The sequence below is a fragment of the Pseudomonas sp. KSR10 genome (genome assembly GCF_022355455.1).
Lineage (GTDB): Bacteria > Pseudomonadota > Gammaproteobacteria > Pseudomonadales > Pseudomonadaceae > Stutzerimonas > Stutzerimonas stutzeri_E.
The window spans coordinates 312,827-337,771 of record NZ_JAKOEN010000022.1; the positions used below are offsets into that span (position 1 = coordinate 312,827).

At 60.3% G+C, this 24,945-nt stretch carries 27 protein-coding genes; 26 read left to right on the forward strand and 1 reads right to left on the reverse strand.

The features are described 5' to 3' along the window. The first annotated feature begins 68 nt into the window (after nt 1-68). The 12 genes from MCB86_RS19140 to flhB all read left to right on the forward strand — a co-directional run bounded on the left by MCB86_RS19140 (nt 69) and on the right by flhB (nt 9,673). Nucleotides 69-374: an STAS domain-containing protein gene (locus tag MCB86_RS19140; protein ID WP_045162737.1), complete on the forward strand. Its 306-nt coding sequence runs from the start codon at nt 69-71 to the stop codon at nt 372-374. Further along, nucleotides 375-2,081: a fused response regulator/phosphatase gene (locus tag MCB86_RS19145; RefSeq protein WP_045162736.1), complete on the forward strand. Its 1,707-nt coding sequence runs from the start codon at nt 375-377 to the stop codon at nt 2,079-2,081. A 78-nt stretch (nt 2,082-2,159) separates the two neighbouring features. Further along, complete coding sequence (locus tag MCB86_RS19150) at nt 2,160-2,468, forward strand: Hpt domain-containing protein (protein ID WP_045162791.1); 309 nt, start codon at nt 2,160-2,162, stop codon at nt 2,466-2,468. Nucleotides 2,469-2,601: 133 nt separating this feature from the next. Further along, nucleotides 2,602-3,837 (forward strand): flagellar hook-length control protein FliK, encoded by a 1,236-nt coding sequence (locus MCB86_RS19155; RefSeq protein ID WP_045162735.1) that lies wholly within the window; start codon nt 2,602-2,604, stop codon nt 3,835-3,837. A gap of 343 nt (nt 3,838-4,180) precedes the next feature. Next, nucleotides 4,181-4,714 carry a flagellar basal body-associated protein FliL gene (gene fliL, locus MCB86_RS19160; RefSeq protein WP_239611880.1) on the forward strand — a complete coding sequence of 178 codons (534 nt, stop codon included), beginning with the start codon at nt 4,181-4,183 and terminating at the stop codon, nt 4,712-4,714. 12 nt (nt 4,715-4,726) lie between these two features. Further along, a complete protein-coding gene (gene fliM, locus MCB86_RS19165; protein WP_045162733.1) occupies nt 4,727-5,698 on the forward strand; it encodes a flagellar motor switch protein FliM in 972 nt (323 codons plus the stop codon). A 39-nt stretch (nt 5,699-5,737) separates the two neighbouring features. Next, nucleotides 5,738-6,205, forward strand: a complete 468-nt coding sequence (fliN, locus tag MCB86_RS19170) for a flagellar motor switch protein FliN (RefSeq protein ID WP_045162732.1) — start codon at nt 5,738-5,740, stop codon at nt 6,203-6,205. 1 nt (nt 6,206) lies between these two features. Further along, complete coding sequence (gene fliO / locus MCB86_RS19175) at nt 6,207-6,626, forward strand: flagellar biosynthetic protein FliO (RefSeq protein ID WP_045162731.1); 420 nt, start codon at nt 6,207-6,209, stop codon at nt 6,624-6,626. Continuing rightward, complete coding sequence (gene fliP, locus MCB86_RS19180) at nt 6,626-7,402, forward strand: flagellar type III secretion system pore protein FliP (protein ID WP_239611881.1); 777 nt, start codon at nt 6,626-6,628, stop codon at nt 7,400-7,402. Before fliO ends, fliP begins: the two co-directional genes overlap by 1 nt. A 12-nt stretch (nt 7,403-7,414) precedes the next feature. Then, nucleotides 7,415-7,684, forward strand: a complete 270-nt coding sequence (gene fliQ / locus MCB86_RS19185) for a flagellar biosynthesis protein FliQ (protein ID WP_019340606.1) — start codon at nt 7,415-7,417, stop codon at nt 7,682-7,684. Nucleotides 7,685-7,720: 36 nt separating this feature from the next. Continuing rightward, on the forward strand, nt 7,721-8,500 hold the full coding sequence (gene fliR, locus MCB86_RS19190; protein ID WP_045162729.1) for a flagellar biosynthetic protein FliR: 780 nt from the start codon (nt 7,721-7,723) through the stop codon (nt 8,498-8,500). Nucleotides 8,501-8,536: 36 nt separating this feature from the next. After that, complete coding sequence (gene flhB, locus MCB86_RS19195) at nt 8,537-9,673, forward strand: flagellar biosynthesis protein FlhB (RefSeq protein ID WP_239611882.1); 1,137 nt, start codon at nt 8,537-8,539, stop codon at nt 9,671-9,673. A gap of 230 nt (nt 9,674-9,903) precedes the next feature. On the opposite strand, the gene sodC is transcribed toward flhB, so the two are convergent. Then, on the reverse strand, nt 9,904-10,425 hold the full coding sequence (gene sodC / locus MCB86_RS19200) for a superoxide dismutase [Cu-Zn] SodC (protein ID WP_239611883.1): 522 nt from the start codon (nt 10,423-10,425) through the stop codon (nt 9,904-9,906). 235 nt (nt 10,426-10,660) lie between these two features. On the opposite strand from sodC, the gene flhA reads away from it, so the two are divergent. From flhA to MCB86_RS19270, 14 genes are all read left to right on the forward strand, one after another. Further along, nucleotides 10,661-12,781: a flagellar biosynthesis protein FlhA gene (gene flhA / locus MCB86_RS19205; protein ID WP_239611884.1), complete on the forward strand. Its 2,121-nt coding sequence runs from the start codon at nt 10,661-10,663 to the stop codon at nt 12,779-12,781. A 16-nt stretch (nt 12,782-12,797) separates the two neighbouring features. Further along, nucleotides 12,798-14,075 (forward strand): flagellar biosynthesis protein FlhF, encoded by a 1,278-nt coding sequence (gene flhF, locus MCB86_RS19210; protein ID WP_239611885.1) that lies wholly within the window; start codon nt 12,798-12,800, stop codon nt 14,073-14,075. Between the two features lie 91 nt (nt 14,076-14,166). After that, nucleotides 14,167-14,994, forward strand: a complete 828-nt coding sequence (fleN, locus tag MCB86_RS19215) for a flagellar synthesis regulator FleN (RefSeq protein ID WP_045162724.1) — start codon at nt 14,167-14,169, stop codon at nt 14,992-14,994. After that, complete coding sequence (gene fliA / locus MCB86_RS19220) at nt 14,991-15,737, forward strand: RNA polymerase sigma factor FliA (protein ID WP_196298670.1); 747 nt, start codon at nt 14,991-14,993, stop codon at nt 15,735-15,737. Before fleN ends, fliA begins: the two co-directional genes overlap by 4 nt. A gap of 118 nt (nt 15,738-15,855) precedes the next feature. Next, the gene (locus MCB86_RS19225) at nt 15,856-16,230 is read left to right on the forward strand and encodes a chemotaxis response regulator CheY (RefSeq protein WP_172830728.1); all 375 of its coding nucleotides are present in this window, start codon (nt 15,856-15,858) and stop codon (nt 16,228-16,230) included. A 23-nt stretch (nt 16,231-16,253) separates the two neighbouring features. After that, nucleotides 16,254-17,048 (forward strand): protein phosphatase CheZ, encoded by a 795-nt coding sequence (locus tag MCB86_RS19230; RefSeq protein ID WP_239611886.1) that lies wholly within the window; start codon nt 16,254-16,256, stop codon nt 17,046-17,048. A gap of 12 nt (nt 17,049-17,060) precedes the next feature. Continuing rightward, on the forward strand, nt 17,061-19,244 hold the full coding sequence (locus tag MCB86_RS19235) for a chemotaxis protein CheA (RefSeq protein ID WP_239611887.1): 2,184 nt from the start codon (nt 17,061-17,063) through the stop codon (nt 19,242-19,244). A gap of 47 nt (nt 19,245-19,291) precedes the next feature. Then, on the forward strand, nt 19,292-20,386 hold the full coding sequence (locus tag MCB86_RS19240; protein WP_045162720.1) for a chemotaxis response regulator protein-glutamate methylesterase: 1,095 nt from the start codon (nt 19,292-19,294) through the stop codon (nt 20,384-20,386). Continuing rightward, on the forward strand, nt 20,386-21,126 hold the full coding sequence (locus MCB86_RS19245) for a flagellar motor protein (protein WP_045162719.1): 741 nt from the start codon (nt 20,386-20,388) through the stop codon (nt 21,124-21,126). The genes MCB86_RS19240 and MCB86_RS19245 overlap by 1 nt, the downstream gene beginning before the upstream one ends. Nucleotides 21,127-21,282: 156 nt before the next feature. After that, nucleotides 21,283-22,110, forward strand: a complete 828-nt coding sequence (gene motD / locus MCB86_RS19250; protein WP_239611888.1) for a flagellar motor protein MotD — start codon at nt 21,283-21,285, stop codon at nt 22,108-22,110. An 89-nt stretch (nt 22,111-22,199) separates the two neighbouring features. Then, the gene (locus tag MCB86_RS19255) at nt 22,200-22,988 is read left to right on the forward strand and encodes a ParA family protein (protein ID WP_239611889.1); all 789 of its coding nucleotides are present in this window, start codon (nt 22,200-22,202) and stop codon (nt 22,986-22,988) included. An 85-nt stretch (nt 22,989-23,073) separates the two neighbouring features. After that, on the forward strand, nt 23,074-23,925 hold the full coding sequence (locus MCB86_RS19260; protein ID WP_045162717.1) for a chemotaxis protein CheW: 852 nt from the start codon (nt 23,074-23,076) through the stop codon (nt 23,923-23,925). Between the two features lie 80 nt (nt 23,926-24,005). After that, nucleotides 24,006-24,485 (forward strand): chemotaxis protein CheW, encoded by a 480-nt coding sequence (locus MCB86_RS19265; protein ID WP_019340623.1) that lies wholly within the window; start codon nt 24,006-24,008, stop codon nt 24,483-24,485. A 3-nt stretch (nt 24,486-24,488) separates the two neighbouring features. After that, complete coding sequence (locus tag MCB86_RS19270) at nt 24,489-24,902, forward strand: DUF2802 domain-containing protein (protein WP_239611890.1); 414 nt, start codon at nt 24,489-24,491, stop codon at nt 24,900-24,902. Nucleotides 24,903-24,945: the final 43 nt, after the last annotated feature.

Consider the following 24,945-nt stretch of genomic DNA (forward strand, 5'->3'; position numbering starts at 1 on the left):
TTGACGATGCACCAGCGCCGTCCAGCCAATATGGCAGTCAAGTTCTCGCATTGGATCAGGAGCGCTACATGACCATCAGTTCACAGCTATCGGCAGATGGACAGGAGCTGACTATCACCATTCAAGGGCGCTTCGATTTCAACACTCATCAGGCCTTTCGCGACGCCTATCAGCGTACCGGCAACACGCCCAACCGTTATGTAGTCGACCTCAGCGGCGCGACCTATCTCGACAGTTCAGCACTCGGCATGTTGTTGTTGCTACGCGACCATGGCGGCAGCGACAAAGCCGACATTCGCCTGATCAACTGCAATCCGGATGTGCGAAAGGTTCTTTCAGTTTCCAACTTCGAACAATTGTTCGCGATCGCCTGAATGCCTCGCCGGCTCTCCATACTCATCGCCGAGGATGGCGCGGCCGATCGCATGCTGCTCGCCGCCATCGTCGGTCGCCAAGGGCATCGCGTGACCACCGCATCCAATGGCGCCGAAGCGGTACGGCGCTTCGAAGGCGAACGGCCGCAACTGGTGTTGATGGATGCACTGATGCCGGTGATGGACGGGTTCGAGGCTGCTCGGCAGATCAAGCGCCTGGCCGGCAACGAGCTGGTGCCGATCATCTTTCTCACCTCACTGACGGAAAACGAGGCCTTGGTGCGTTGCCTCGAAGCAGGCGGCGACGACTTCATCGCAAAGCCCTACAACCCGATCATCCTCGAAGCGAAGATCCAGGCCATGCATCGCCTGCGTCGTTTGCAGGCCACGGTGCTGGAACAGCGTGATCTCATCGCTCGGCGTAACCAGCAACTGCTCGACGAGCAGAACGCGGCCAAGGCGATCTTCGACAAGGTGGCTCATGCCGGCTGCCTGAATGCCCCAAACATCCGCTACCGGCAGTCGCCGCGCGCCCTGTTCAACGGCGATCTGTTGCTGGCTGCGCACGCGCCGGCCGGCAGGATGTTCGTGCTGCTGGGCGATTTCACCGGCCATGGACTGCCTGCCGCGATCGGTGCCATGCCGCTGGCCGAGACCTTTTACGGGATGACCGCCAAGGGCTATTCCAGCAACGAGATCCTTCGCGAGATCAATACCAAACTGAAACTGATCCTGCCCGTGGAAATGTTCTGCTGTGCCACGTTGCTGGATATCAACCTCGAGCAAGGCTCGCTGCGGGTATGGAATGGCGGATTGCCGGACGGCTATCTGCTCAGGGCTTCGGGCGGCGAACGCTTGCCGCTGCGCTCCCGACATCTGCCGCTTGGGGTGCTGGACGCATCCTCTTTCGATGACAGCTTCGAGACTTTGCCGCTGGCGATTGGCGACCGCCTGCTGCTGATGTCCGACGGGATTCTGGAAAGCTGCAATGCTGATGATGAGTTGTTCGGTGAGCAGCGGCTGCTGGCCGTCATGGACGCGAACCTGGAGCCCTGCGCACTGTTCGATGAAATTGAGGAGGCGCTGCTCGCCTTTCACGGTCAAATACTTGACGATATGAGCCTGGTCGAAGTGAGCATGATCGATCAGGCCGTCCAGGTTGCGTTTCAGCCGCTCGATATTTATCCGCTAGGTTCGCAACAGCTGCGGGCCAAGGATTGGTCGGTCAGCTTCGAACTTCGCCCGAGCAGCTTGCGCACGGCCAATCCTTTGCCGATGACGATGCAACTGCTGCTGCAGATCTCACCCCTGCGTCATCGTGCCGGCACCATATACACCGTGTTGACCGAACTCTACGCCAATGCGCTGGAGCACGGCGTGCTGTTGCTAGACTCATCGTTGAAGTGCGATGCCAACGGTTTTGCAAGCTACTATCAAGAGCGTCAACGGCGACTGGACGCGCTTACCGACGGCTTCGTGTCCATCGACCTGAGCGTCAAATCCGAAGACGCGAAGGGCTGTCTACGCATCGGCGTGCGTGACAGCGGTCCGGGGTTCGACGTGCAGGGAGTACTGAACAAGCAGTACTGCGCCGAATGCCTGGGAGGGCGGGGTTTGCGCATGATTAGCCGACTGAGCGATCACTTCTGTTGGCAACCGGATGGTAAGGCTTTGAACGTGGAGTTTCACTGGTCCGGTCATGCATAATTCGTCGTTTTTCCAGCCAGGAGCATATCCGTGGTCGATCACCTCGACAGCCGCGTACTGGCGTCCCTCCAGGATGTGATGGAAGCGGAGTATCCGGTACTGCTGGATACTTTTCTCGCCGACTCGGAAGAGCGGCTGCGTCTGTTGCAGAGCGCCGGCCGGAGCGGTGATGCGGAAAATCTGCGTCAGGCTGCCCACAGCTTCAAGGGCAGTTGCAGCAATATGGGTGCGGCGCTGCTGGCGGAACTTTGTCGCGAGCTGGAAGAAACCGCACGGCTCGAACTGCTCGATGCTGCGTGCGAGCTGATCGAACGTATTGAGCGCGAGTTCGCCATCGTACGAATCCTCTACCGAGCCGAACGCCAGCGTTATGGCGGGTCTGGCTGATGTCGTGGCGCGCTGACGCGCTCCATGAAAGCCTTCAGGGAAGCTATCGAGCTCTTTCGTAATTGATCAGCTATGTCGCTGGCCTGGGTTTTGCTTTAGGAGATGCACGTCATCATCCTGAGCGGAAAGACCCATGGCCGTTTCCCCCGATCTGTTACTCAATATCAAGGCACCCCCCGCTGCCGTCAAGGCCGCGAATGCCTCCACCAAAGCTGCCCCTCAAGCCAGTCGGGACGAGCCTTCCAGCTTCGCCAACGTCTATGCCAAGGAGCGTCAGGCCAAGCCGGTCGAACGTCACGAAAGCGCAGCGAAGCCTGTCCGTGACAAGCCGGCAGGCGAAAAGCCGAGTCAGGAAACCGCCGAGGCTAGCGGCACCGAAAAGCCGGTCACGGCTGAGGCCGGCAACGAATTGCCTGTCGAGTCCGAGGACGGGGACTTGCAAAATGCTGAGACCGAACTCGATCCGCTCCTGCTGTTCGGCATGGGCGGGCAAGGGGATATCAGCGCGGAGCCGGCCGCGCCGCCCCTGACCGGCAATGAGTTCCTGGTTGGCCTGGCACAAGCGACGGCAGCGGCTACGGCGACAACGGAGGAGAGCGAAGGGGAAGGTGATACGGCACTGGCCGGGCAGCGTTCGGTGGAACTCCAATCTGCCGCCCAGAAGAGCCCCTTCTCGAATCTCCTCCTGCCGGATGAAGCGTCCGCAGACGTCGATGATGCGCTTCCGGCGAGCTTGATTGCGGGTGAGGAGCTCGGTGAAGATTCTGACGAGCCCTCGCTCGAAGAGGGCTTCAGCGAGCTACTCGACAAGCTTGATGTGCCGAAGGAAAGCCGCACTAGCGCCAGCGACGCTGCGATTAACCGGCTCAATCCACTGACACAGGCGATTGCTCAGCAGAATCAGATGCAGGCACAGCGGCCAGCCATGGTGCCGGGACAGCCAGTGCAGATGCAGCAATCCGGCTGGAGCGAGGCAGTGGTCGACAGGGTGATGTGGTTGTCCAGCCAGAACCTCAAATCGGCCGAAATCCAGCTCGATCCGGCGGAATTGGGGCGTATGGAGGTTCGTATCGACATGCACAAGGACCAGACCCAGGTGACCTTCCTCAGTCCTCATGCGGGTGTCCGTGACGCACTGGAAGGGCAGATGCACCGGCTAAGGGAAATGTTTGCACAGCAGGGCATGACCATGGACGTGAACGTTTCCGACCAGTCCCGCGGCTGGCAGGGCGATCGCGGCGGCGAATCGCGGGGCAGGAGCGTGACCGGCTCAGCCGCTGGCGGGGACGAGGAGAGCGTTCGCGGCACGATGGAAATCAGCACCGGTCGCACCGGTGGCGACCGCGGTCTGGTTGATTACTACGCATGACCGTTGGCGTGGGTGTGGCTAGTTCAGCGAGTCGGTTTCTGCGCTTAAGGCCCAGGTACTGCGTTGCTGCTCCCTCACTATGACTTATCGCAGCGCTTGTCTCGGAACCTCGGTCATCCGAACTTGAGTGGAACCAACTAGCCGTACAGACCGCTAGTCACAGAGAACCGGGCTTCGCGCCCGGTTTTTTTGTATCAGTGGGGCGGTGGGCTCTTGGTCGCAAATTGGCGAGCGGCGCATGGCAATCGTTTACGGCGCGCGCTGCCTGGCCGATACTTTGGCACAGCAGTTGCTCGTAACGCTTTGATGCGAGTGAAAACACTTGTGATGACGGATATTTGGCATGGCTAAGAAACAAGGACCCCCAGACGTAGCGAGTCCTGCAGCTCCAACCGAGGGGAAGGGCAAGCTGAAGCTGATTATCCTGATCGTACTCGGCGTGCTGCTGGCGGTCGGACTGTCGATAGGCGGAACGATCTACTTCATGTCCCGTGGCGCATCCGAACCGGCGCACACGGACGAGGCCAAGCATTCCCAGGCGGCGCCGCAGCGGCAGGCAGCGACCTATGAAGTGCTGGCGCCGGCCTTCATCGTCAACTTCGCAAATGTCGGCGGCCGCCAGCATTACATGCAGGTCAGCGTGGCGTTGATGTCACGTGATCAGGCTGCGCTCGACGCGTTGAAGGAACACATGCCGTTGTTGCGCAATCAACTGGTTATGCTGTTTTCCAGCCAGGAATTCGCCACCCTGGCCACGCCGGTCGGGCAGGAGATGCTTCGACAGCAGGCGACTGCTAGCGTCCAGGAGATGGCGCAGAAGGAAATCGGCAAGCTTGCGATCGAGCAAGTGCTGTTCACCAACTTCGTATTGCAATAGGGGGCGTTGTAGATGGCTGTTCAAGACCTGCTCTCGCAAGACGAGATCGACGCGCTCCTGCACGGGGTCGATGACGGTCTGGTCGATACCGAAAGCGACGCCGAGCCGGGCAGCATCAAAAGTTACGACCTGACCAGCCAGGACCGCATCGTCCGCGGGCGCATGCCCACCCTGGAAATGGTTAACGAGCGTTTCGCCCGTTATACCCGCATCAGCATGTTCAACCTGCTACGCCGCTCGGCCGATGTGTCGGTGGGTGGGGTGCAGGTGATGAAGTTCGGTGAGTACGTGCATTCGCTGTATGTGCCGACCAGCCTAAACCTGGTCAAGATCAAGCCGTTGCGTGGCACCTCGCTGTTCATTCTCGATGCCAAGCTGGTGTTCAAGCTGGTGGACAACTTCTTCGGCGGTGACGGTCGGCACGCCAAGATCGAAGGTCGCGAGTTCACACCCACCGAATTGCGCGTCGTACGCATGGTATTGGACCAGGCGTTCGTCGATCTGAAAGAGGCGTGGCATGCGGTGCTCGACGTCAACTTCGAATACGTGCATTCGGAAGTGAATCCGGCGCTGGCCAACATCGTCAGCCCCAGCGAAGTGGTCGTGGTGTCGACTTTCCATATCGAACTCGAAAGCGGCGGTGGCGATTTCCATGTGACGATGCCGTACTCGATGATCGAGCCGATCCGCGAAATGCTCGACGCCGGCTTCCAATCGGACGTCAGCGATCAGGACGAGCGCTGGGTGAATGCCCTGCGCGAGGACGTGCTCGATGTGAACGTGCCGCTCGGTGCGACGGTCGTACGGCGCCAACTCAAATTGCGCGACATTCTGAATATGCAACCGGGCGACGTGATTCCGGTGGAAATGCCCGAAGACATGATCATGCGTGCCAATGGCATGCCCGCCTTCAAGGTCAAGCTGGGCGCGCACAAGGGCAACCTGGCGCTGCAGGTGCTTGAGTCCGTATTGCGACCCCGTTGATTCAACTCCTAACTATTATCAGCCGGTCGAGGATTAGCGATGGCAGACGAACATGAAAACACTTCAGCCGAAGAACAGGCGCTTGCCGATGAGTGGGCTTCGGCGTTGGCCGAGGCCGGCGATGCCAACCAGGACGACATCGACGCGCTGCTGAATCAAGGGCCGGCAGCGGCTCCGGCGCCACCACGTGCGCCACTGGAGGAGTTCGGTAGCAGCCCGAAGGCGGCCGCAACGGCCGGTCTCGACGGCCCTAATCTGGATGTGATCCTGGACATCCCGGTGTCCATCTCTATGGAGGTCGGCAGCACCGAGATCAGTATTCGCAACCTGTTGCAGCTCAACCAGGGCTCGGTGGTCGAACTTGACCGGCTGGCGGGCGAGCCACTGGACGTACTGGTCAACGGCACCCTGATCGCCCACGGCGAGGTGGTGGTGGTGAACGAGAAGTTCGGCATCCGTCTGACTGACGTGATCAGTCCGAGCGAACGCATCAAGAAGTTGCGCTGACATGCGAATCCTGTCCTTCCTTTCGCTGCTGCTGGCCTTGCCGGTGATGGCCGCCGAACCCACGACAAGCATGAGCACTACCGGAATGGGCACGCAGATGACCAAGCTGCTGCTCGGTCTGTTGCTGGTGATAGGTCTGATCTTTCTGCTCGCCTGGTTGCTGCGTCGGATGCAACAACTCAACCCGCGCGGCAACCAGGCCATCAAGCTGATCTCCAGCCACGCGCTCGGCCCCCGCGAGCGTCTGGTGCTGGTCCAGGTCGGCAGCGAACAGGTGCTGCTCGGCTTGAGTGCGGGTCGCATCACGCCGCTGCACGTGCTTGAAGAGCCGGTTCATCTGCCGGACGCCGAACCAGCCAATCCGGAGTTTGCCCAGCGCCTGATGGAGCTGCTCGGCAGGGACCAGAAGGATAAGCACTGATGCTTCGATTGTTGCTGACGGTCCTGCTGGTATTGGCCGCGCCGTTTGCCTTGGGCCAGGATGCCGCAGGTGTGATCACTCAGGGCGATAACCCGCTGTCGATACCGGCGATTACCTTGAGTACCGATGCGCAGGGCCAGCAGGAATATTCGGTCAGCCTGCAGATCCTGCTGATCATGACGGCGCTGAGCTTCATCCCGGCGTTCGTCATGCTGATGACCAGCTTTACCCGGATCATCATCGTCTTTTCAATCTTGCGTCAGGCGTTGGGTCTGCAACAGACGCCTTCAAACCAACTCCTAGTCGGTCTAACGATTTTCCTCACGCTGTTCATCATGGCGCCGGTGTTCGAGCGGATAAACAACGACGCGCTGCAACCCTATTTGAATGAGCAACTGTCGGCGCCGGATGCGATCGCGCGGGCCGAGGTGCCGTTGAAAAACTTCATGCTCGCGCAGACCCGTGAAAGCGATCTCGAATTGTTCGTGCGGCTTTCGCGGCGGACTGACATCCAGACGCCGGACGCCGCGCCGCTGACCATCCTGGTGCCGGCGTTCGTAACCTCTGAGCTGAAAACCGCGTTCCAGATCGGTTTCATGATCTTCATCCCGTTCCTGATCATCGATATGGTGGTGGCCAGCGTGCTGATGGCGATGGGCATGATGATGCTGTCGCCACTGATCATCTCGTTGCCGTTCAAAATCATGCTCTTCGTGCTGGTCGATGGCTGGGGCTTGATCATCGGCACGCTCGCCAGCAGTTTCGGCACGCTATAGGGGGAGGGCAGGATGACACCCGAAGTCGCGGTTGACCTGTTTCGAGAAGGCCTGTGGATGACTGCGATGATCGTCGGCGTGCTGGTGGTGCCGAGTCTGCTGGTCGGCTTGGTGGTAGCGATGTTTCAGGCGGCCACGCAGATCAACGAACAAACCCTGAGTTTTCTGCCGCGTCTGCTGGTCATGCTGATGACCCTGATCTGGGCGGGCCCCTGGCTGGTACGCGAGCTGATGGAGTACACGCAGGGCCTGATTCAGAACATTCCGCTGATCATCGGGTAGTCATGATGATCAGTGCATCCAGCAAGGCGCACGCCTGTGCTTGAACTCAGCGATGCGCAGATCGGCGCCTGGGTTGGGCAGTTCCTGCTGCCGTTGTTTCGCATCGCGGCGCTGTTGATGAGCATGCCGATCATCGGCACCCAGCTGGTGCCGATGCGTGTGCGGTTGTACCTCGCGATTGCCATCGCGGTGGTGCTGGTGCCAGCACTGCCATCGGTGCCGGTCGTCGAGGCACTGAGTGCGCAGGCCTTGGTATTGATCGCCGAACAGATTTTGATTGGCGTGATGCTGGGGTTCGTCCTGCAGCTTTTCTTCCAGGTTTTCATCGTGTCCGGTCAGATGCTGGCCATGCAGATGGGCTTGGGCTTCGCGTCGATGGTCGATCCGGCAAACGGCGTCTCGGTGCCAGTGATCGGCCAGTTTTTCAACATGCTGGTGATCCTGCTTTTCCTGTCCATGAACGGGCACCTGGTGGTGCTGGAGATCCTCACCGAAAGCTTCACCACGCTGCCGATTGGCGGTTGGCTGGTCGGCACCAACCATTTCTGGGAAGTGGCGGGCAAGCTCGGTTGGGTGCTGGGGGCGGGATTGTTGCTGGTTTTGCCGGCGATCACCGCATTGCTGGTGGTGAACCTGGCGTTCGGCTTGATGACTCGTGCGGCGCCTCAACTGAATATTTTCTCCATCGGGTTTCCGTTGACCCTGGTGCTCGGTCTGATCATCGTCTGGATCGGCATGGCTGACATCCTCGCGCAATACCAGACCTTCGTCAGCGAAGCGCTGGGCATGTTGCGCGAACTCATCGGGCTACGCTGATGCTATTGCCTTCTCAACCGTGTCCGGAGGCCTCGCATGGCTGAAAGCGAAAGCGGTGCCGATAAAAGCGAGGAACCCACGGAGAAACGCATCCGTGAATCCCGAGAAAAGGGCCAGCTTGCCCGTTCCCGCGAATTGAGCACCGTGGCGGTGACGCTGGGAGGGATTGGCGGGCTGCTGGCCTCCGGCGGTGGGCTGGCGGGGAGTCTGATGGCGATGATGCAGGACAGCTTCGAGCTCAGTCGCGAGACGCTGCTGGATGAGGCCGCTATGGTGAGACTGCTGATGAGCAGCGGCATGATCGCGCTCGAAGCGGTCATGCCGCTGCTGATCGTGTTGCTCATCGTCTCAATTGTCGGTCCGATTTCGTTGGGTGGATGGCTGTTTTCGGCCAAGGCGATGGCGCCCAAGTTCAGCCGGATGAATCCCGGTCCCGGCTTGAAGCGCATGTTTTCGACCAAGGCGCTGGTCGAACTGCTGAAAGCGTTGGGCAAGTTTCTGGTGGTGTTGTTGGTGGCGTTGGCGGTGCTCAGCGCCTACCAGGACGATCTGTTGTCGATCGCCAAGCAACCGCTGGATCTGGCCATCATGCACAGCGTCAATGTGGTGGGCTGGTGCGCGCTGTGGATGGCCTGCGGGCTGATTCTTATCGCGGCAGTGGACGTGCCATTCCAGCTTTGGGACAACAAGCAGAAGCTGATGATGACCAAGCAGGAAGTGCGCGACGAATACAAGGACAGCGAAGGTAAACCCGAAGTCAAATCGCGGATTCGTCAGTTGCAGCGCGATGCCGCTCAGCGACGGATGATGCAGGCGGTGCCGGACGCCGATGTGGTCATCACCAACCCGACCCACTTTGCCGTGGCGTTGAAATATGACGGCGCCAAAGGTGGTGCGCCGATGCTGGTGGCCAAGGGCGGCGATTTCGTCGCGTTGAAAATTCGTGAGATCGCCAGGGAACACCAGGTGACGGTGCTCGAATCCCCGGCATTGGCACGAGCGGTGTACTACTCCACCGAGCTCGAGCACGAAATCCCGGCGGGACTCTACTTGGCGGTGGCGCAGGTATTGGCGTACGTCTATCAGCTACGCCAGTACCGTTCCGGCAAGGGCAAGCGCCCCGATCCGCTGGGTAGCCTGCCGATTCCGCCGGACCTGCGGCGGGACGAGTAGCCGAAAAAAGCGCTGGAGGCTGGAGGCCGGAGGCTTAATGCCGAAGCGGAAGCCGAAGCTTGAGTGTGGGAGGCGCGCCCCGCGGCGAATGCGGGCTTGCTGGCTGCTGAAAGGCCAAAAGCTTCGGCCCGGGTCGGGCCTCCCACAAAAAGCAGTGCGTCAGGCTTTGCCCCACGGTCGAAGCTGTTTCCAGCCTTCCAGCCTTCCAGCCTTCCAGCCTTCACCTGCTCTTATTCAATCACCCCGCAGGCAACCCGCGCACCGCCGCCGCCGAGCGGCTGCGGATGGTCGGAATGGTTGTCGCCGCCCTTGTGAACCATCAACGCCAGGCCCTTGATGTCGCCGAGGCTTTTCAGGCGTGGTGCCAGCACCGGCTGATTGGCCTTGCCGTCGCCGTCGACCATCAACGCGGGTAAATCGCCCATATGCCCTTCACCCCAGGGCTCGCCATGTTTGCCGGTGTTCTTCGGATCCCAGTGACCGCCAGCGGCCCCGGCGGCAATGGTTTCGCCATCTTTCTGCGCGGGTTCGCAGCTGCCCTTGGCGTGGATATGGAAACCATGCGCGCCGGAGTCCAGGCCGGACAGCTCCGGGCGTAACACCAGTCCGTACTGGCTGCTCTCGATCTTGACGGTGCCGACGGACTCGCCAACACCCTCGGCTGTGACCGCCTTCATCGGCACGCTGAGGGTTTCGGCTTGTAGGCTCATGGCCGTGCAGCCGGCCAAGACCGCGATGATCCACTGTTTCATGGCAAAACTCCTGTGTTGTCTGCGACGGCCGTGGCCGTCAGGGGTGTCGTGCGATGACGTCGCGACGACATGCTTCCCGTGAGACTGCCCAGCGCCCGGTCGGTTCGAACACTGCCTCACTGCAGGCGTCTGGATCGGCAGCTGTAAGCCCTCGGCGAAGTTGGACCTCTTCTTGCTATAGCCTCGGCAGGGCGCGTTTTGCGTCAATTCTTTGTTCTGTTCTGACGGGGTGTACGTGGATCGCACGCAACTCATCAATATTCGTAACGGCCTGACCGGCGCGGGACGCGGCAACCTCGGCGTTCCGCTGCTGTTGCTCGTGATGATGGGCATGATGATGTTGTCGGTGCCGCCGTTCCTGTTGGACTTGCTGTTCACCTTCAACATCGCCCTTTCGATCGTGGTGTTGCTGGTCAGCGTCTACGCATTGCGGCCGCTGGATTTCGCAGTGTTCCCGACGATCCTGCTAGTCGCCACCCTGATGCGCCTGGCGCTGAACGTGGCCTCGACGCGGGTCGTGCTGATCAATGGTCACGAAGGAGGTTCTGCTGCCGGTCACGTGATCGAGGCCTTCGGCAACGTGGTCATTGGCGGCAACTACGTCGTGGGTATCGTGGTCTTCGCGATTTTGATGATCATCAACTTCGTCGTCGTCACTAAGGGTGCCGGGCGGATCTCGGAGGTCAGTGCGCGCTTCACCCTGGATGCCATGCCCGGCAAACAGATGGCAATCGATGCCGATCTCAACGCCGGTCTGATCGATCAGGCCGAAGCCAAGCTCCGCCGTGTCGAAGTGGCCTCCGAGGCGGACTTCTACGGCTCGATGGATGGTGCGAGCAAGTTCGTCCGCGGTGATGCCATTGCCGGTCTGCTGATCCTGTTCATCAACCTCATTGGCGGTGTTGGTATCGGCATGGCGCAGCATGGCATGAGCTTCAGCGAGGCTGGTCAGGTTTACGCGCTGCTGACCATCGGTGACGGCCTCGTTGCACAGATCCCTTCGCTGCTGCTGTCCACGTCTGCTGCCATCATGGTGACTCGCGTTACCAGCTCCGAGGACATGGGCCAGCAGGTCAACCGGCAGATGTTCGCCTCGCCGAAGGCGTTGGCGGTATCGGCGGGCATCATGATCGCCATGGGCCTGGTCCCTGGCATGCCGCACATGTCGTTTCTCGGTCTTGGTGCCGTTGCGGCCGGTGGCGCCTATTGGATCTGGCATCGTCAGAAACAAGTCAAGCAACAAGCCGAGCAGGAGGTGCAGAAGCAACAGGAAATGCTGCCTGCTCAGCGTGCCGCCGAGACCAAGGAGTTGGGCTGGGACGACGTGACGCCGGTGGACATGGTAGGTCTGGAGGTCGGTTATCGGTTGATACCGCTGGTCGATCGCAACCAGGGTGGACAGCTGCTGGCGCGGATCAAGGGTGTGCGCAAGAAGCTGTCGCAAGACCTCGGCTTCCTGATGCCATCGGTTCACATCCGTGACAACCTCGACCTGCTGCCCAATGCCTATCGCTTGACGCTGATGGGGGTGAGCCTGGCCGAGGCTGAGGTGTATCCGGATCGCGAGCTGGCGATCAATCCGGGGCAGGTATTCGGCCCGCTTAACGGTATCGCAGCCAAGGATCCGGCGTTCGGCCTGGAGGCGGTATGGATTGAGGCCAGCCAGCGCGATCAGGCGCAGTCCCTTGGCTATACCGTGGTGGACGCCAGTACCGTGGTGGCGACGCACCTGAACCAGGTGCTGCACAAGCACGCCCATGAGCTGCTCGGTCATGAGGAAGTCCAGCAACTGATGCAACTGCTGGCCAAGAGTTCGCCGAAGCTTGCCGAAGAGCTGGTGCCGGGGATGATTTCGCTTTCCACGTTGCTCAAGGTGCTACAAGCCTTGCTGCAGGAACAGGTGCCGGTGCGTGACATCCGGACCATTGCCGAGGCCATCGCCAACGTCGCCGTCAAGAGTCAAGATCCCGCCGCGATGGTGGCGGCGGTACGTGTCGCGCTCTCTCGTGCAATCGTGCAAAACGTTGTGGGACTAGAGCCGCAGCTGCCTGTGATCACCCTTGAGCCAAGATTGGAACAGATATTGCTCAATAGCCTTCAGAAGGCAGGACAAGGCTCGGAAGATGGCATTCTCCTCGAGCCCGGAATGGCCGAAAAGTTGCAGAGGTCCCTGGTAGAAGCGGCACAGCGTCAAGAAATGTTAGGTAAGCCGGCGATTCTGCTGGTAGCGGGTCCGGTCCGCGCGATGTTGTCGCGATTCGCCCGGCTGGCGGTACCGAACATTCATGTCCTGGCCTATCAGGAAATACCGGATAACAAGCAGGTCACCATCGTTTCCACGGTGGGTCAGAATTAACCGAGGGTTATAGGCCATGCAGGTCAAACGTTTCTTCGCAGCCGACATGCGTATCGCCATGAAAATGATTCGTGACGAGTTGGGCGCCGATGCCGTGATCACGGGCAACCGTCGTGTTGCTGGCGGCGTCGAGCTGACCGCTGTGCTTGATTACCCGATGGATACCGCGCCCAAGCAGCCAAACCCTGCCCTCGAAGCCGAGTTGCGCAAAACTCAGGCGCGAATCGCTGACGCTCATGCCGAATTGAGCGCACCGTCGCGCGTCCAGTCAGGCCAGGATCGTCAACTGCTTGACGAGAAACCTGCCGCAATGGCGCAGCCCAAGCCGGCCGCCGCTCCGGCAGCTGCCGATTCGCGTGCGATGGAAGCCATGCAGTCCGAACTGCAGGGGCTGCGTGAGCTGATCGAAATGCAGCTGGGTTCCATCGCCTGGGGGCAAGAGCAGAATCGTCGTCCGCAGCAGGCCAGCCTCTGGCGCCGTTTGCAGCGTATCGGGCTGCCGGCCGAGCTGTCGCGTACCTTGCTGGAGAAGGTTGCGACCGTGTCCGAGCCGCGCCAGGCCTGGCGTATGGTGCTGGCGTACCTGGCGCAAGCGATCAAGGTCAGCAAGGTCGAGCCGCTGGAAGAGGGCGGTATCATCGCGCTGGTCGGTCCGGCCGGTGCGGGCAAGACCACTACGCTGGCCAAGCTCGCGGCGCGCTACGTGCTCAAGCACGGCGCGCAGAGCATCGCGCTGGCGAGCATGGACAACTATCGTATCGGTGCGCATGAGCAATTGAAGACGCTGGGCCGCATTCTCGATGTACCGGTTATTCAAATCGATCCTACCCAGCCGCTGAGCAAGACGCTGGCACCGATGGCTCGCAAGCGTCTGATCCTCGTCGATACCGCCGGCCTGCCTGCCAGTGATCCGATGATGAATGTGCAGCTCGAAGCGCTGGCTGACCGCGGCATCAAATCGAAAAACTACCTGGTACTGCCGGCCACCAGCCAGAGCCAGGTGCTCAAGGCGACCTGGCACCACTACCGCCGTTGCGGGCTGGCGGGCTGTATTCTGACTAAACTGGATGAAGCCGGGAGCCTGGGTGATGTGCTTGGTCTGACCATCAGCCAGCATCTGCCCATCGCCTACCTCGCCGACGGGCCGCGTATCCCCGATGATCTGCACCTGCCGCGTAGCCACCAGCTGGTTAGCCGTGCAGTGAGTCTGCAATCCGAAGACAATCCCAGCGAGGAAACCATGGCCGACATGTTCTCCGGTCTGTACAACGGTTCTTCACGGAAGGTCGGGTGAACGCTTTGCTCCGTGACACATACAAAGATGGCGCGTTCGGGCTGAACGCATCGATGGCCCAAGGGCTCCAGCAAGAGATAGGCGTGTGAAAATGGGTATTCATCCCGTACAGGTTATTGCAGTGACTGGCGGCAAGGGTGGCGTCGGCAAGACCAACGTGTCGGTCAATCTGTCGCTGGCCCTGGCCGAACTCGGTCGCCGAGTGGTGTTGCTCGACGCCGACCTTGGACTGGCCAATGTCGACGTACTGCTGGGTTTGACCACCAAGCGCACCCTGGCAGACGTCATTGCCGGCGAGTGCGATCTGCGTGACGTAATGATTCAAGGGCCGGGCGGCATCCGTGTCGTACCCGCGGCCTCCGGCACTCAGAGCATGGTGCAGTTGTCTACTCTGCAACATTCGGGGTTGATTCAGGCGTTCAGCGAAATCGGCAACGATATCGACGTGCTGATCATCGACACCGCGGCGGGTATCGGTGACGGCGTAGTGAGCTTTGTGCGTGCCGCGCAAGAAGTGTTGTTGGTGGTGACCGACGAACCCACTTCGATCACCGATGCCTACGCGCTGATCAAGCTCCTCAATCGCGACTACGGGATCAGCCGCTTCCGTGTGCTGGCGAACATGGCGCACGCGCCGCAGGAAGGCCGCAATCTGTTTGCGAAGCTAACCAAGGTGACCGAGCGCTTCCTTGATGTAGCGTTGCAGTACGTCGGCGCCATTCCTTATGACGAGGCGGTGCGCAAGGCAGTACAGAAGCAGCGCGCCGTGTACGAGGCTTATCCGCGAGCCAAGTGCTCGCTGGCCTTCAAGGCCATCGCGCAGAAAGTGGACACCTGGCCGCTGCCGGCATCGCCACGTGGTCATTTGGAATTCTTTGTGGAGCGCCTGGTCAGGCCCGCCGCAGAGCCTCATGAATAACAGCGGCTGGACTCGGTATGTATAACAGCAAAGCTCAGGCTAAAGATTCGCAGTATCAGCTCATCGATCAGTACGCGCCGTTGGTCAAGCGCATCGCCTATCACCTCCTGGCGCGTTTGCCGGCGAGCGTGCAGGTTGATGATCTGATGCAGGCCGGGATGATCGGTTTGCTGGAAGCGTCAAAAAAATACGATGCGGGCAAGGGCGCGAGTTTCGAGACCTATGCCGGCATTCGCATCCGCGGCGCCATGCTCGATGAGGTCCGTAAGGGTGACTGGGCGCCGCGCTCGGTGCATCGCAACTCTCGTATGGTCAGCGAGGCGATCCGGGCAATCGAAGCCAGAACGGGCCGAGATGCTAAAGATCAGGACGTTGCGGCCGAACTTAAATTGAGTCTCGATGAGTACTACGGCATTCTGGGCGACACCCTGGGCAGCCGCCTGTTTAGCTTCGATGATCTGTTGCAGGAAGGCGAGCATGGGGAGTTCGAGGAGGATGCTGCCAGCACCCATCCGGAACCGTCCCGCGATCTTGAAGACGAGCGTTTTCAACAGGCGCTGGCCGAGGCCATCGGCAACTTGCCCGAACGTGAGAAGCTGGTGCTTTCGCTGTATTACGACGAAGAGTTGAATTTGAAGGAAATCGGCCAGGTGCTGGGCGTCAGTGAATCGCGGGTGAGTCAGCTGCACAGTCAGTGCGCGGCACGTCTGCGGGCTCGCCTCGGCGAGTGGCGCGCCCGCTGACGGGCGGTTCGCAAAACAGTATTAGAGGCCGCTTACGAGCTTCATTCATGAGGCCCGCAACAGACCGTGAGCCGGTTCTGGGATTTCGGGATCTACGGAGGTGTACTTGGACAAGAACATGAAAATCCTCATCGTCGATGACTTCTCGACCATGAGACGGATCATCAAGAACCTCTTGCGCGATCTGGGCTTTACCAACACCGCTGAAGCGGACGACGGCACCACCGCGTTGCCGATGCTGAAAAGCGGCAGTTTCGATTTCCTCGTCACCGACTGGAACATGCCGGGCATGAGCGGCATCGATTTGCTGCGTGCCGTGCGAGCCGACGAACGCTTGAAGCACCTTCCGGTACTGATGGTTACTGCCGAAGCGAAGCGCGACCAGATCATCGAGGCCGCGCAAGCAGGCGTAAACGGTTACGTGGTCAAGCCATTCACGGCTCAAGTGCTCAAAGAGAAGATTGAAAAAATCTTCGAGCGCGTCAACGGCTGAAGCAGTAACGCCGCGAGGGCACTATGACGCAAGCAGAGCAAAGCCTGGCAGAGTTCGAAGCGACTCTGAAGGCTCATGCACCCCAGTTGATCGAGAGTCTGCAACAAGGCCGCTTCGACGAAGCGACCCAGATGTTCAACGAGCTCAATCAGGCGCGAAATAACGGACTTTATCGAGAGGTTGGCAAGCTCACCCGCGAGCTGCATAACGCCATCGTCAAGCTCGAGATGGATACCTGCGCAACGGGTGGCGATCCGTCACCGATTACCGACGCCACCGATCGGCTTTCCTATGTGGTGGAGATGACCGAAAAGGCCGCCAACCGCACGATGGATCTGGTGGAAGAGTCGGCGCCCCTGGTGAACTACGTCAGCTACGAAGCCCAGAGTCTGACGGCCGACTGGCAGCGCTTCATGCGCCGCGAGATGAATGCCGAACAGTTCAGGGATCTGGTCCGTCGCATTGACCAGTACCTGCAGCGCTCGATGAACGACAGCAGCCAGCTGTCGCAGAATCTCAGCGAGATCATGCTCGCCCAGGACTTCCAGGATCTGACCGGTCAGGTCATCAAACGTGTCACTCGGCTGATCACCGACCTTGAGAACAACCTGCTGAATCTCGTGCTGATGGCCGGGCAGGTCGATCGTGTGGCGGGCATCCAGCATGACCGTGAAGCGATGCGCGCCGAGCAGGAAAAGAAAAAACACGAAAAAGAGCCTTCCAACGGTGAAGGTCCGCAGATGCATGCCGATATACGTGAGGATGTCGTATCCGGGCAGGACGATGTCGATGATCTGCTTTCGAGCCTGGGCTTTTAGGGGAAGGTGAATATGAGCTTCGACGCCGATGAAGAAATCCTCCAGGACTTCCTGGTAGAGGCCGGCGAGATTCTCGAACTATTGTCAGAGCAACTGGTGGAGCTGGAAAGCAGCCCCGATGACACAGCCTTGCTCAATGCGATTTTTCGCGGTTTCCATACGGTAAAAGGCGGTGCCGGTTTTCTCCAGCTGCATGAGCTGGTCGAGTGCTGCCACATCGCGGAGAACGTCTTCGACATCCTGCGCAAGGGTGAGCGTCGCGTCGACTCGGAGTTGATGGATGTCGTGCTGCAAGCACTGGACTCCGTCAACGAAATGTTCGCCCAGGTGCGCGAACGCACCACTGTTACCCCTGCGACCCCCGAGCTGCTGGCGGCACTGGCGCGTTTGGCCGAGCCGGCTGACGCACAAGATCCGGTGGCCGAAGCGCCAGCCGAGCCCGAGCCCGAAGTCGTGACGGCGGACAATGAATTCGAGGAGTTTCTCGGCGCGCTGGATCAGTCCGCCGAAACGCCGCCTGTCGGGGCTTCTGACGAGATTACCGACGAAGAATTCGAGTCGCTGCTCGATCAACTCCACGGCAAAGGGCAGTTTGCTGCTGAGCCGGCACCTGCCCAGCCAGCTGCCGAAACGCCTGTCAGTGACGAGATCACCGACGACGAGTTCGAAGCATTGCTTGATCAGCTGCACGGCAAAGGTCAGTTCGCCGAACCGACTGCTGCTTCCGCCGCCAAGGTTGAGGCTGAGGTCAAACCTGCCGCGCCGGGTGGCGATGAAATTACCGACGACGAATTCGAAGCGCTGTTGGACCAACTCCACGGCAAAGGAAAGTTCGAGCCGGAAACGGCCGCACCTGTAGCGGCGGCGCCGACTCCCGCAGCAAAGCCCGCGCCGGCGGTCGCACCCGCAGCGAACAAAAGCGCACCTGCCAAGCCTGCAGCTGCACCGACACCCAGCAAGCCAGCGGCACCGGCAAAAGCGGAAGCGGCGTCCAAGGCCGCCACGGGGCCCGAGAAACCCGCGAGCGAAGCCGAGACCACCGTACGGGTCGATACGGCGCGGCTCGACGAGATCATGAACATGGTCGGCGAGCTGGTACTGGTGCGAAACCGCCTGGTCCGCCTTGGCTCCAACAGCGGCGACGAGGCCATGTCCAAGGCCGTGTCCAACCTGGATGTGGTGACGGCCGACCTGCAGAGCGCGGTGATGAAAACGCGCATGCAGCCAATCAAGAAGGTGTTCGGTCGTTTCCCGCGTCTGGTTCGCGATCTGGCGCGCAGTCTCAAGAAAGAGATCAACCTGGAGCTGGTCGGCGAAGAGACCGATCTGGACAAGAACCTCGTCGAGGCCTTGGCCGACCCGCTGGTGCATTTGGTGCGCAACGCGGTCGATCACGGTATCGAGACGCCGGAGGAGCGCGAAGCCGCTGGCAAGCCGCGCACCGGCAAGGTGGTGCTTTCGGCCGAACAGGAAGGCGATCACATCCTGCTGCTGATCACCGATGACGGCAAGGGAATGGACGCCGACATCCTACGCGCCAAGGCGGTCGAAAAGGGTCTCTTGGAGAAGGATGCCGCCGATCGCCTCAGCGATCTGGAGTGCTACAACCTGATCTTTGCACCAGGCTTCTCCACCAAATCGGAGATCTCCGATGTGTCCGGCCGCGGTGTCGGCATGGATGTGGTCAAGACTAAGATTTCGCAACTCAACGGCACGGTCAACGTCTTTTCCAGCAAGGGCCAGGGCTCCCGGGTGGTCATCAAGGTGCCGCTGACGCTGGCGATCATGCCCACGCTGATGGTGATGCTGGGCAACCAGGCCTTCGCCTTCCCGCTGGTCAGCGTCAACGAGATATTCCACCTCGATCTTTCCCGCACCAACGTGGTGGACGGTCAGGAAGTGGTCATCGTGCGCGACAAGGCGCTGCCACTGTTCTATCTCAAGCGCTGGCTGGTATGTGGTGCCGAGCATGAGGAGCAGCGCGAGGGTCATGTGGTGATCCTGAACGTCGGCAACCAGAGCATCGGCTTCGTCGTCGATCAACTGGTGGGGCAGGAGGAGGTGGTGATCAAACCATTGGGCAAGATGCTGCAGGGCACGCCCGGCATGTCCGGCGCAACCATTACCGGGGACGGGCGTATCGCCTTGATCCTGGATGTTCCGAGCATGCTCAAGCGCTACGCGCGCCGGATCTGATCAGTAGCAAGCGGTTTTATACGGACCGCTGTCGCTAGGAGTGTTTTATGGCAGTCAAGGTCCTGGTGGTGGACGATTCCGGCTTCTTCCGCCGCCGTGTATCGGAGATTCTTTCGTCAGACCCCAATATCCAGGTGATTGGAACCGCTACCAACGGGCGTGAGGCAATCGATCAGGCATTGGCATTGAAGCCCGATGTCATCACCATGGATTACGAGATGCCGATGATGGACGGCATCACCGCCGTGCGGCAGATCATGCAGCGTTGTCCAACGCCCGTGCTGATGTTCTCATCGCTTACCCACGAAGGCGCCCGAGTGACGCTCGATGCGCTGGATGCCGGGGCTGTGGACTTTTTGCCGAAGAATTTTGAGGACATTTCCCGCAATCCAGCCAAGGTCAAGCAACTGCTCTGCGAGAAGATCAATACGATCTCGCGCAGCAACCGCCGCTACGGCAGTACGCCCAGCGTTACATCTTCTGCGGCACCGACTCGTAGCGTCTCCGCTCCGGCGGGGCTGACAACGGCTACGCCGCGTGCGGCGGCACCCGCGCCAGCGGCACCGGCACCCCGCCGCAAATCGTATCGGCTGGTCGCGATTGGCACTTCGACGGGGGGGCCGGTCGCGCTCCAGCGCGTGCTTACCCAGCTTCCCGCCAATTTTCCGGCTCCCATCGTATTGATTCAGCACATGCCCGCAGCTTTCACCAAGGCATTCGCCGAACGATTGGACAAACTCTGCAAGATTCGCGTCAAGGAAGCCGAGGATGGGGATCTGTTGCGCCCAGGCCTTGCGCTGTTGGCGCCCGGTGGAAAACAGATGATGGTCGACGGGCGTGGCGCGGTGCGCATCCTGCCTGGCGACGAGCGATTGCATTATCGGCCATGCGTGGACGTGACCTTCGGCTCTGCGGCCAAGGCGTTTAGCGACAAGGTGCTGGCGGTGGTGCTCACCGGTATGGGCGCTGATGGCCGCGAAGGCGCGCGGATGCTCAAGCAGAGCGGCAGCCAGGTTTGGACCCAGGATGAGGCCAGTTGTGTCATCTACGGGATGCCGATGGCGGTAGTGAAAGCCAACCTCAGCGACGCCGTCTATGACCTCGATGAGATCGGCCGCCACCTGAGTGAGGCGTGCCTCTGATGGATGTGCTCAGCCTAATCGGGCTGGTTCTTGCGTTCGTCGCCATCGTCGGGGGCAACTTCCTCGAGGGCGGTCATGTCTCGGCCTTGCTCAATGGACCAGCCGCCTTGATTGTGCTGGGCGGGACGCTGGGCGCCGTGCTGCTGCAGACGCCGATGGCGGTGTTCATGCGCGCTATGTCGGTGGTCGGCTGGATCCTTTTCCCGCCGCGGGTCGATATGGCTCACGGCATCAGCCTGGTTACCGGTTGGAGTGCCACGGCGCGCAAAGAGGGACTGCTGGGGCTCGAGCCGATCGCAGAAACCGAACCTGATCCCTACGCGCGCAAAGGCTTGCAGCTGCTGGTCGATGGTGCTGAGCCGGAAGTGATCCGCAGCATCCTCGAGGTCGATCTGTATACCCAGGAAGCCCGCGATCTGCGCGCCGCGAAGGTGTTCGAGAGCATGGGCGGTTATTCACCGACGGTGGGCATTATCGGTGCCGTGATGGGGCTGATACACGTGATGGGCAACCTCGCCGATCCCAGTCAGTTGGGCAGTGGCATTGCCGTTGCATTCGTTGCCACCATTTACGGCGTTGCTTTTGCGAACCTGCTGGTTCTGCCGATCGGCAACAAGCTGAAAAGCGTGGTGCAGAAGCAGACCGTCTACCGTGAAATGCTGCTCGAAGGCGTCCTGTCGATCGCCGAAGGGGAGAATCCTCGCTCGATCGAAATGAAGTTGCAGGGCTTCGTAGACTGAGTGACGCAAGCCGACAGCGCGCACGTTCGCCGCTGTGGATACGAGAACGAACATGGCAAATGCTCAGGTCACCATCACAATCCGTCACTGCGCTGGCGCGCCGAGCGCACGGGTCGTCGTGGCAGCGTGTCTGTCCTTGTCGGGAATCGTCTGATCATGGCTAGACGCAGAATTCACGAGGAACCGGAGAATTACGAGCGCTGGCTGGTTTCCTACGCGGATTTCATCACTTTGCTGTTCGCTTTCTTCGTGGTGATGTATTCGATCTCATCGCTTAACGAGGGCAAGTACAAAATCCTGTCCGATTCGCTGGTAGGCGTGTTCAATCAGGCCGACCGCGCCGTCAAGCCGATTCCGGTCGGCGAAGAGCGGCCTCGTACCACCCAGCCGAACGTATCCGAAGTCGACGACCCGCAAGCGTCGCAAGAGCCGATCGATCCGCTGCAAAGCATCATGCAGAGTATGCAGACCGCTTTTGCCGATCTGATCGACTCGAATCAGCTCACCATTCGGGGCAATGAGCTTTGGGTCGAAATTGAGCTGAATTCCAGCCTGTTGTTCCCCAGCGGCGATGCGTTGCCCAACGACCATGCATTCGCCCTGCTGGAGCGAGTCGCCGGGATTCTGGCGCCCTTCGATAACCCGATCCACGTCGAAGGTTTCACCGATAACCTGCCGATCAATACGGACAAGTTTCCCACCAACTGGGAGCTTTCTGCTGCGCGCGCCGGTAGTGTGGTGCGAATGCTGGCCGCCGATGGCGTCGATGCGTCACGCCTGGCGGCGGTGGGCTATGGTGAGTTCCAACCTATCGCGGACAACTCGACCGCAGAGGGCAGGGCGCGCAATCGTCGAGTGATTCTGGTTATCTCGCGTAACCTTGATGTACGCCGCAGCGTAAGTGGTGTCGGCAGTGGCAACGCCCAGGCAGTCGGCGCGGCTTTGCACTCTGGCACACAATCTGCAACCGCTCCTGGTCATTAGGTGCCGCTCGCGGTGTCGTCAATTCTCCGTCGTCGGCCAAGCCGACACGGCCGTTCCCGGTCTGGTTCGATCCGGATGGAAAGAGAGTTATGAGAGTCTGGGCTGTAGCCAATCAAAAAGGCGGAGTGGGTAAGACCACCACCTCAATCGCACTTGCCGGATTGCTGGCCGATTCAGGCAAACGGGTCGTGGCGCTGGATCTCGACCCGCATGGCTCGATGACCAGTTATTTCGGTCACGATCCGGATAATCTTGATCGCAGCGTGTTCGATCTGTTTCAGCATCACGGCGTCGTGCCCGAAGGGCTGCCGTGGCAATTGCTGCTCCCGACGAGCCATGAGCGGGTGTCACTGTTGCCGTCGAGCACGGTGCTGGCGACCCTGGAACGCCAGTCGCCTGGGCAGAACGGCCTCGGCCTGGTCGTTGCCAAGAGTCTTTCGCAGCTCTGGCAGGATTTCGATTACGCCATCATCGATAGCCCGCCGCTGCTCGGAGTATTGATGGTCAATGCATTGGCGGCCAGCCAGCAACTGATCATCCCTGTGCAGACGGAGTTTTTGGCGATGAAGGGCCTGGAGCGGATGGTCAGCACGTTGAGCATGATAAATCGATCGCGCAAGCAGGCATTGCCCTACACCATCGTGCCGACCATGTTCGACCGGCGTACCCAGGCTTCGATGAACACCCTGAAAGTGCTGCGTAACGGCTACCAGGCCAATCTGTGGCAAGCCTTCATCCCGATCGACACGCGCTTGCGCGATGCCAGTCGCGCAGGCGTCACACCTTCGCAATATGACCCCAACAGTCGCGCGGTGCTCGCCTATCGGGCGCTACTCAAGACGTTATTGGCGGCACAAGCTTCGCCGCAGGTGGCCTGATGGCGACGTACGGATCAGATTGTGGTTCAAGTTCGCCGTGGCGGCGGCCGATAGCCTATCCAGTGGGTTTGCACGAGTTGGTTTCATGAGCCGTACCGTTCTTACAGAAAGCCGTTCGCAACAGACGCTGCAGTCTTATCTCGACGCGCTCTTGCAGGATGCCGTCATGGAATTGGCCGATTCGGTCAGCCTCGACGAGTTTCAGGCCGCAGTGCTCGAAGAGCAGCAGCGCGACATTCAGCGGGTGGTTCCGCTGCGGCACGTTGCGATGCCTGAACCAGCATTTGAGCCAGCGCCGGCTCCTGTGGCGGTGACTCCTGTGCCGGTAATAGTCGAGCCGGAAGCGTTGCTTGAGTTACCGCCCGAAGCACCAGCGCAGCCATCGTCGGCACCGGTCGAGCCGATTGCCAATTTCAGATTGCAGGGGCAGGCGCCAGGCGGCCCGCCGGCGGCCCGGAACAGCCAGCCGGAATGGGGAGAGGAGCCGTTCGAGTGCCTATTGTTCGATGTGGCCGGTCTGACGCTGGCGGTGCCGCTGGTCAGTCTCGGTTCGATCTATCCGCTCGACGGGCACGATCTGACCCCGCTGTTCGGTCAGCCCTCCTGGTTTCTCGGCATATTGCCGTGCCAGGCTGGCAATCTGAAAGTGCTGGATACCGCGCGTTGGGTCATGGCGGAGCGCTATCGCGATGATTTCCGCGAGGGCCTTCAGTACGTGATTTCGGTACAAGGGTATGAGTGGGGACTGGCGGTGCATCAAGTCAGTCGTTCGATCCGCCTCGACCCGAAAGAAGTCAAATGGCGTTCGCAGCGTACCCAGCGGCCATGGCTGGCCGGGACGGTGATCGATCATATGTGCGCGCTGGTAGACGTGGCCGCACTTGCGGAGCTGATCGCCAGCGGCGCGACTCGTCAGCTCAAGGGCGTCCCGTCGTAATTGAACAACCGAGGGTGCGCGCAAGCGCCCCAGTAACCGATAGAATCGACCGCCACAGCGGTATATGAAGAGGTGGGGCTATGAAGATGACTTCCGCACAGGGTTCCGATGATCCGGTCCTGCAGTGGGTAACCTTCCGTCTGGATAACGAAACCTATGGCATCAACGTGATGCAGGTTCAGGAAGTGTTGCGCTATACCGAAATTGCGCCGGTGCCGGGCGCTCCAAGCTACGTGCTTGGCATCATCAACCTGCGTGGCAACGTGGTCACCGTGATCGATACGCGTCAGCGCTTCGGCCTGGACACCGCGCCCGTTTCCGACAACACGCGCATCGTCATCATCGAGGCGGATCGCCAGGTGGTCGGCATTCTGGTCGATAGCGTGGCCGAGGTGGTTTACCTGCGGCAGTCGGAGATCGAAACCGCCCCCAACGTCGGTAACGATGAGTCTGCGAAATTCATCCAGGGCGTGTGCAACAAGAACAACGAGCTGCTGATTCTGGTCGAGTTGGACAAGATGATGAGCGAAGAAGAATGGGCGGAACTTGAGAGCATCTGACACATGATCGCGTCGCTGGTCGCGGCGGTCGTCGCGCTTGCGCTGTGTTGCCTGGCACTGCTGGGCTGCTGCATCTGGCTGTTCCGTCGCCAGCGACAGCAGGCCGAGCTGCAAGCGCGGGAGGATGCTGCCCGGGACAAACGCATCAAAGCGCTCGGGGCTCGTCTGGAAAACTATCTGGAAAGCAGCGTACGCATGGGCAACGACCTGCAGGAGTTGTCTCGGATCGTTACGCCACTGCCGGAAAAGCTCAGCCAACTCGAACAACGCGATCTGAATAATTTCACCTTCTCCCAGGCCGCCAAGCTGGTCGGTATGGGGGCCAGCATCGACGATCTGACGCAATCCTGTGGCCTTTCTCAGTCCGAAGCCGAACTGATGCGCAAGCTGCATGAGTCGCGCCGCAATCCGGGCTAGCGTTCGTCTGTTCGCGGTTTCGTGACCTCTGTCCGGCCGTCAG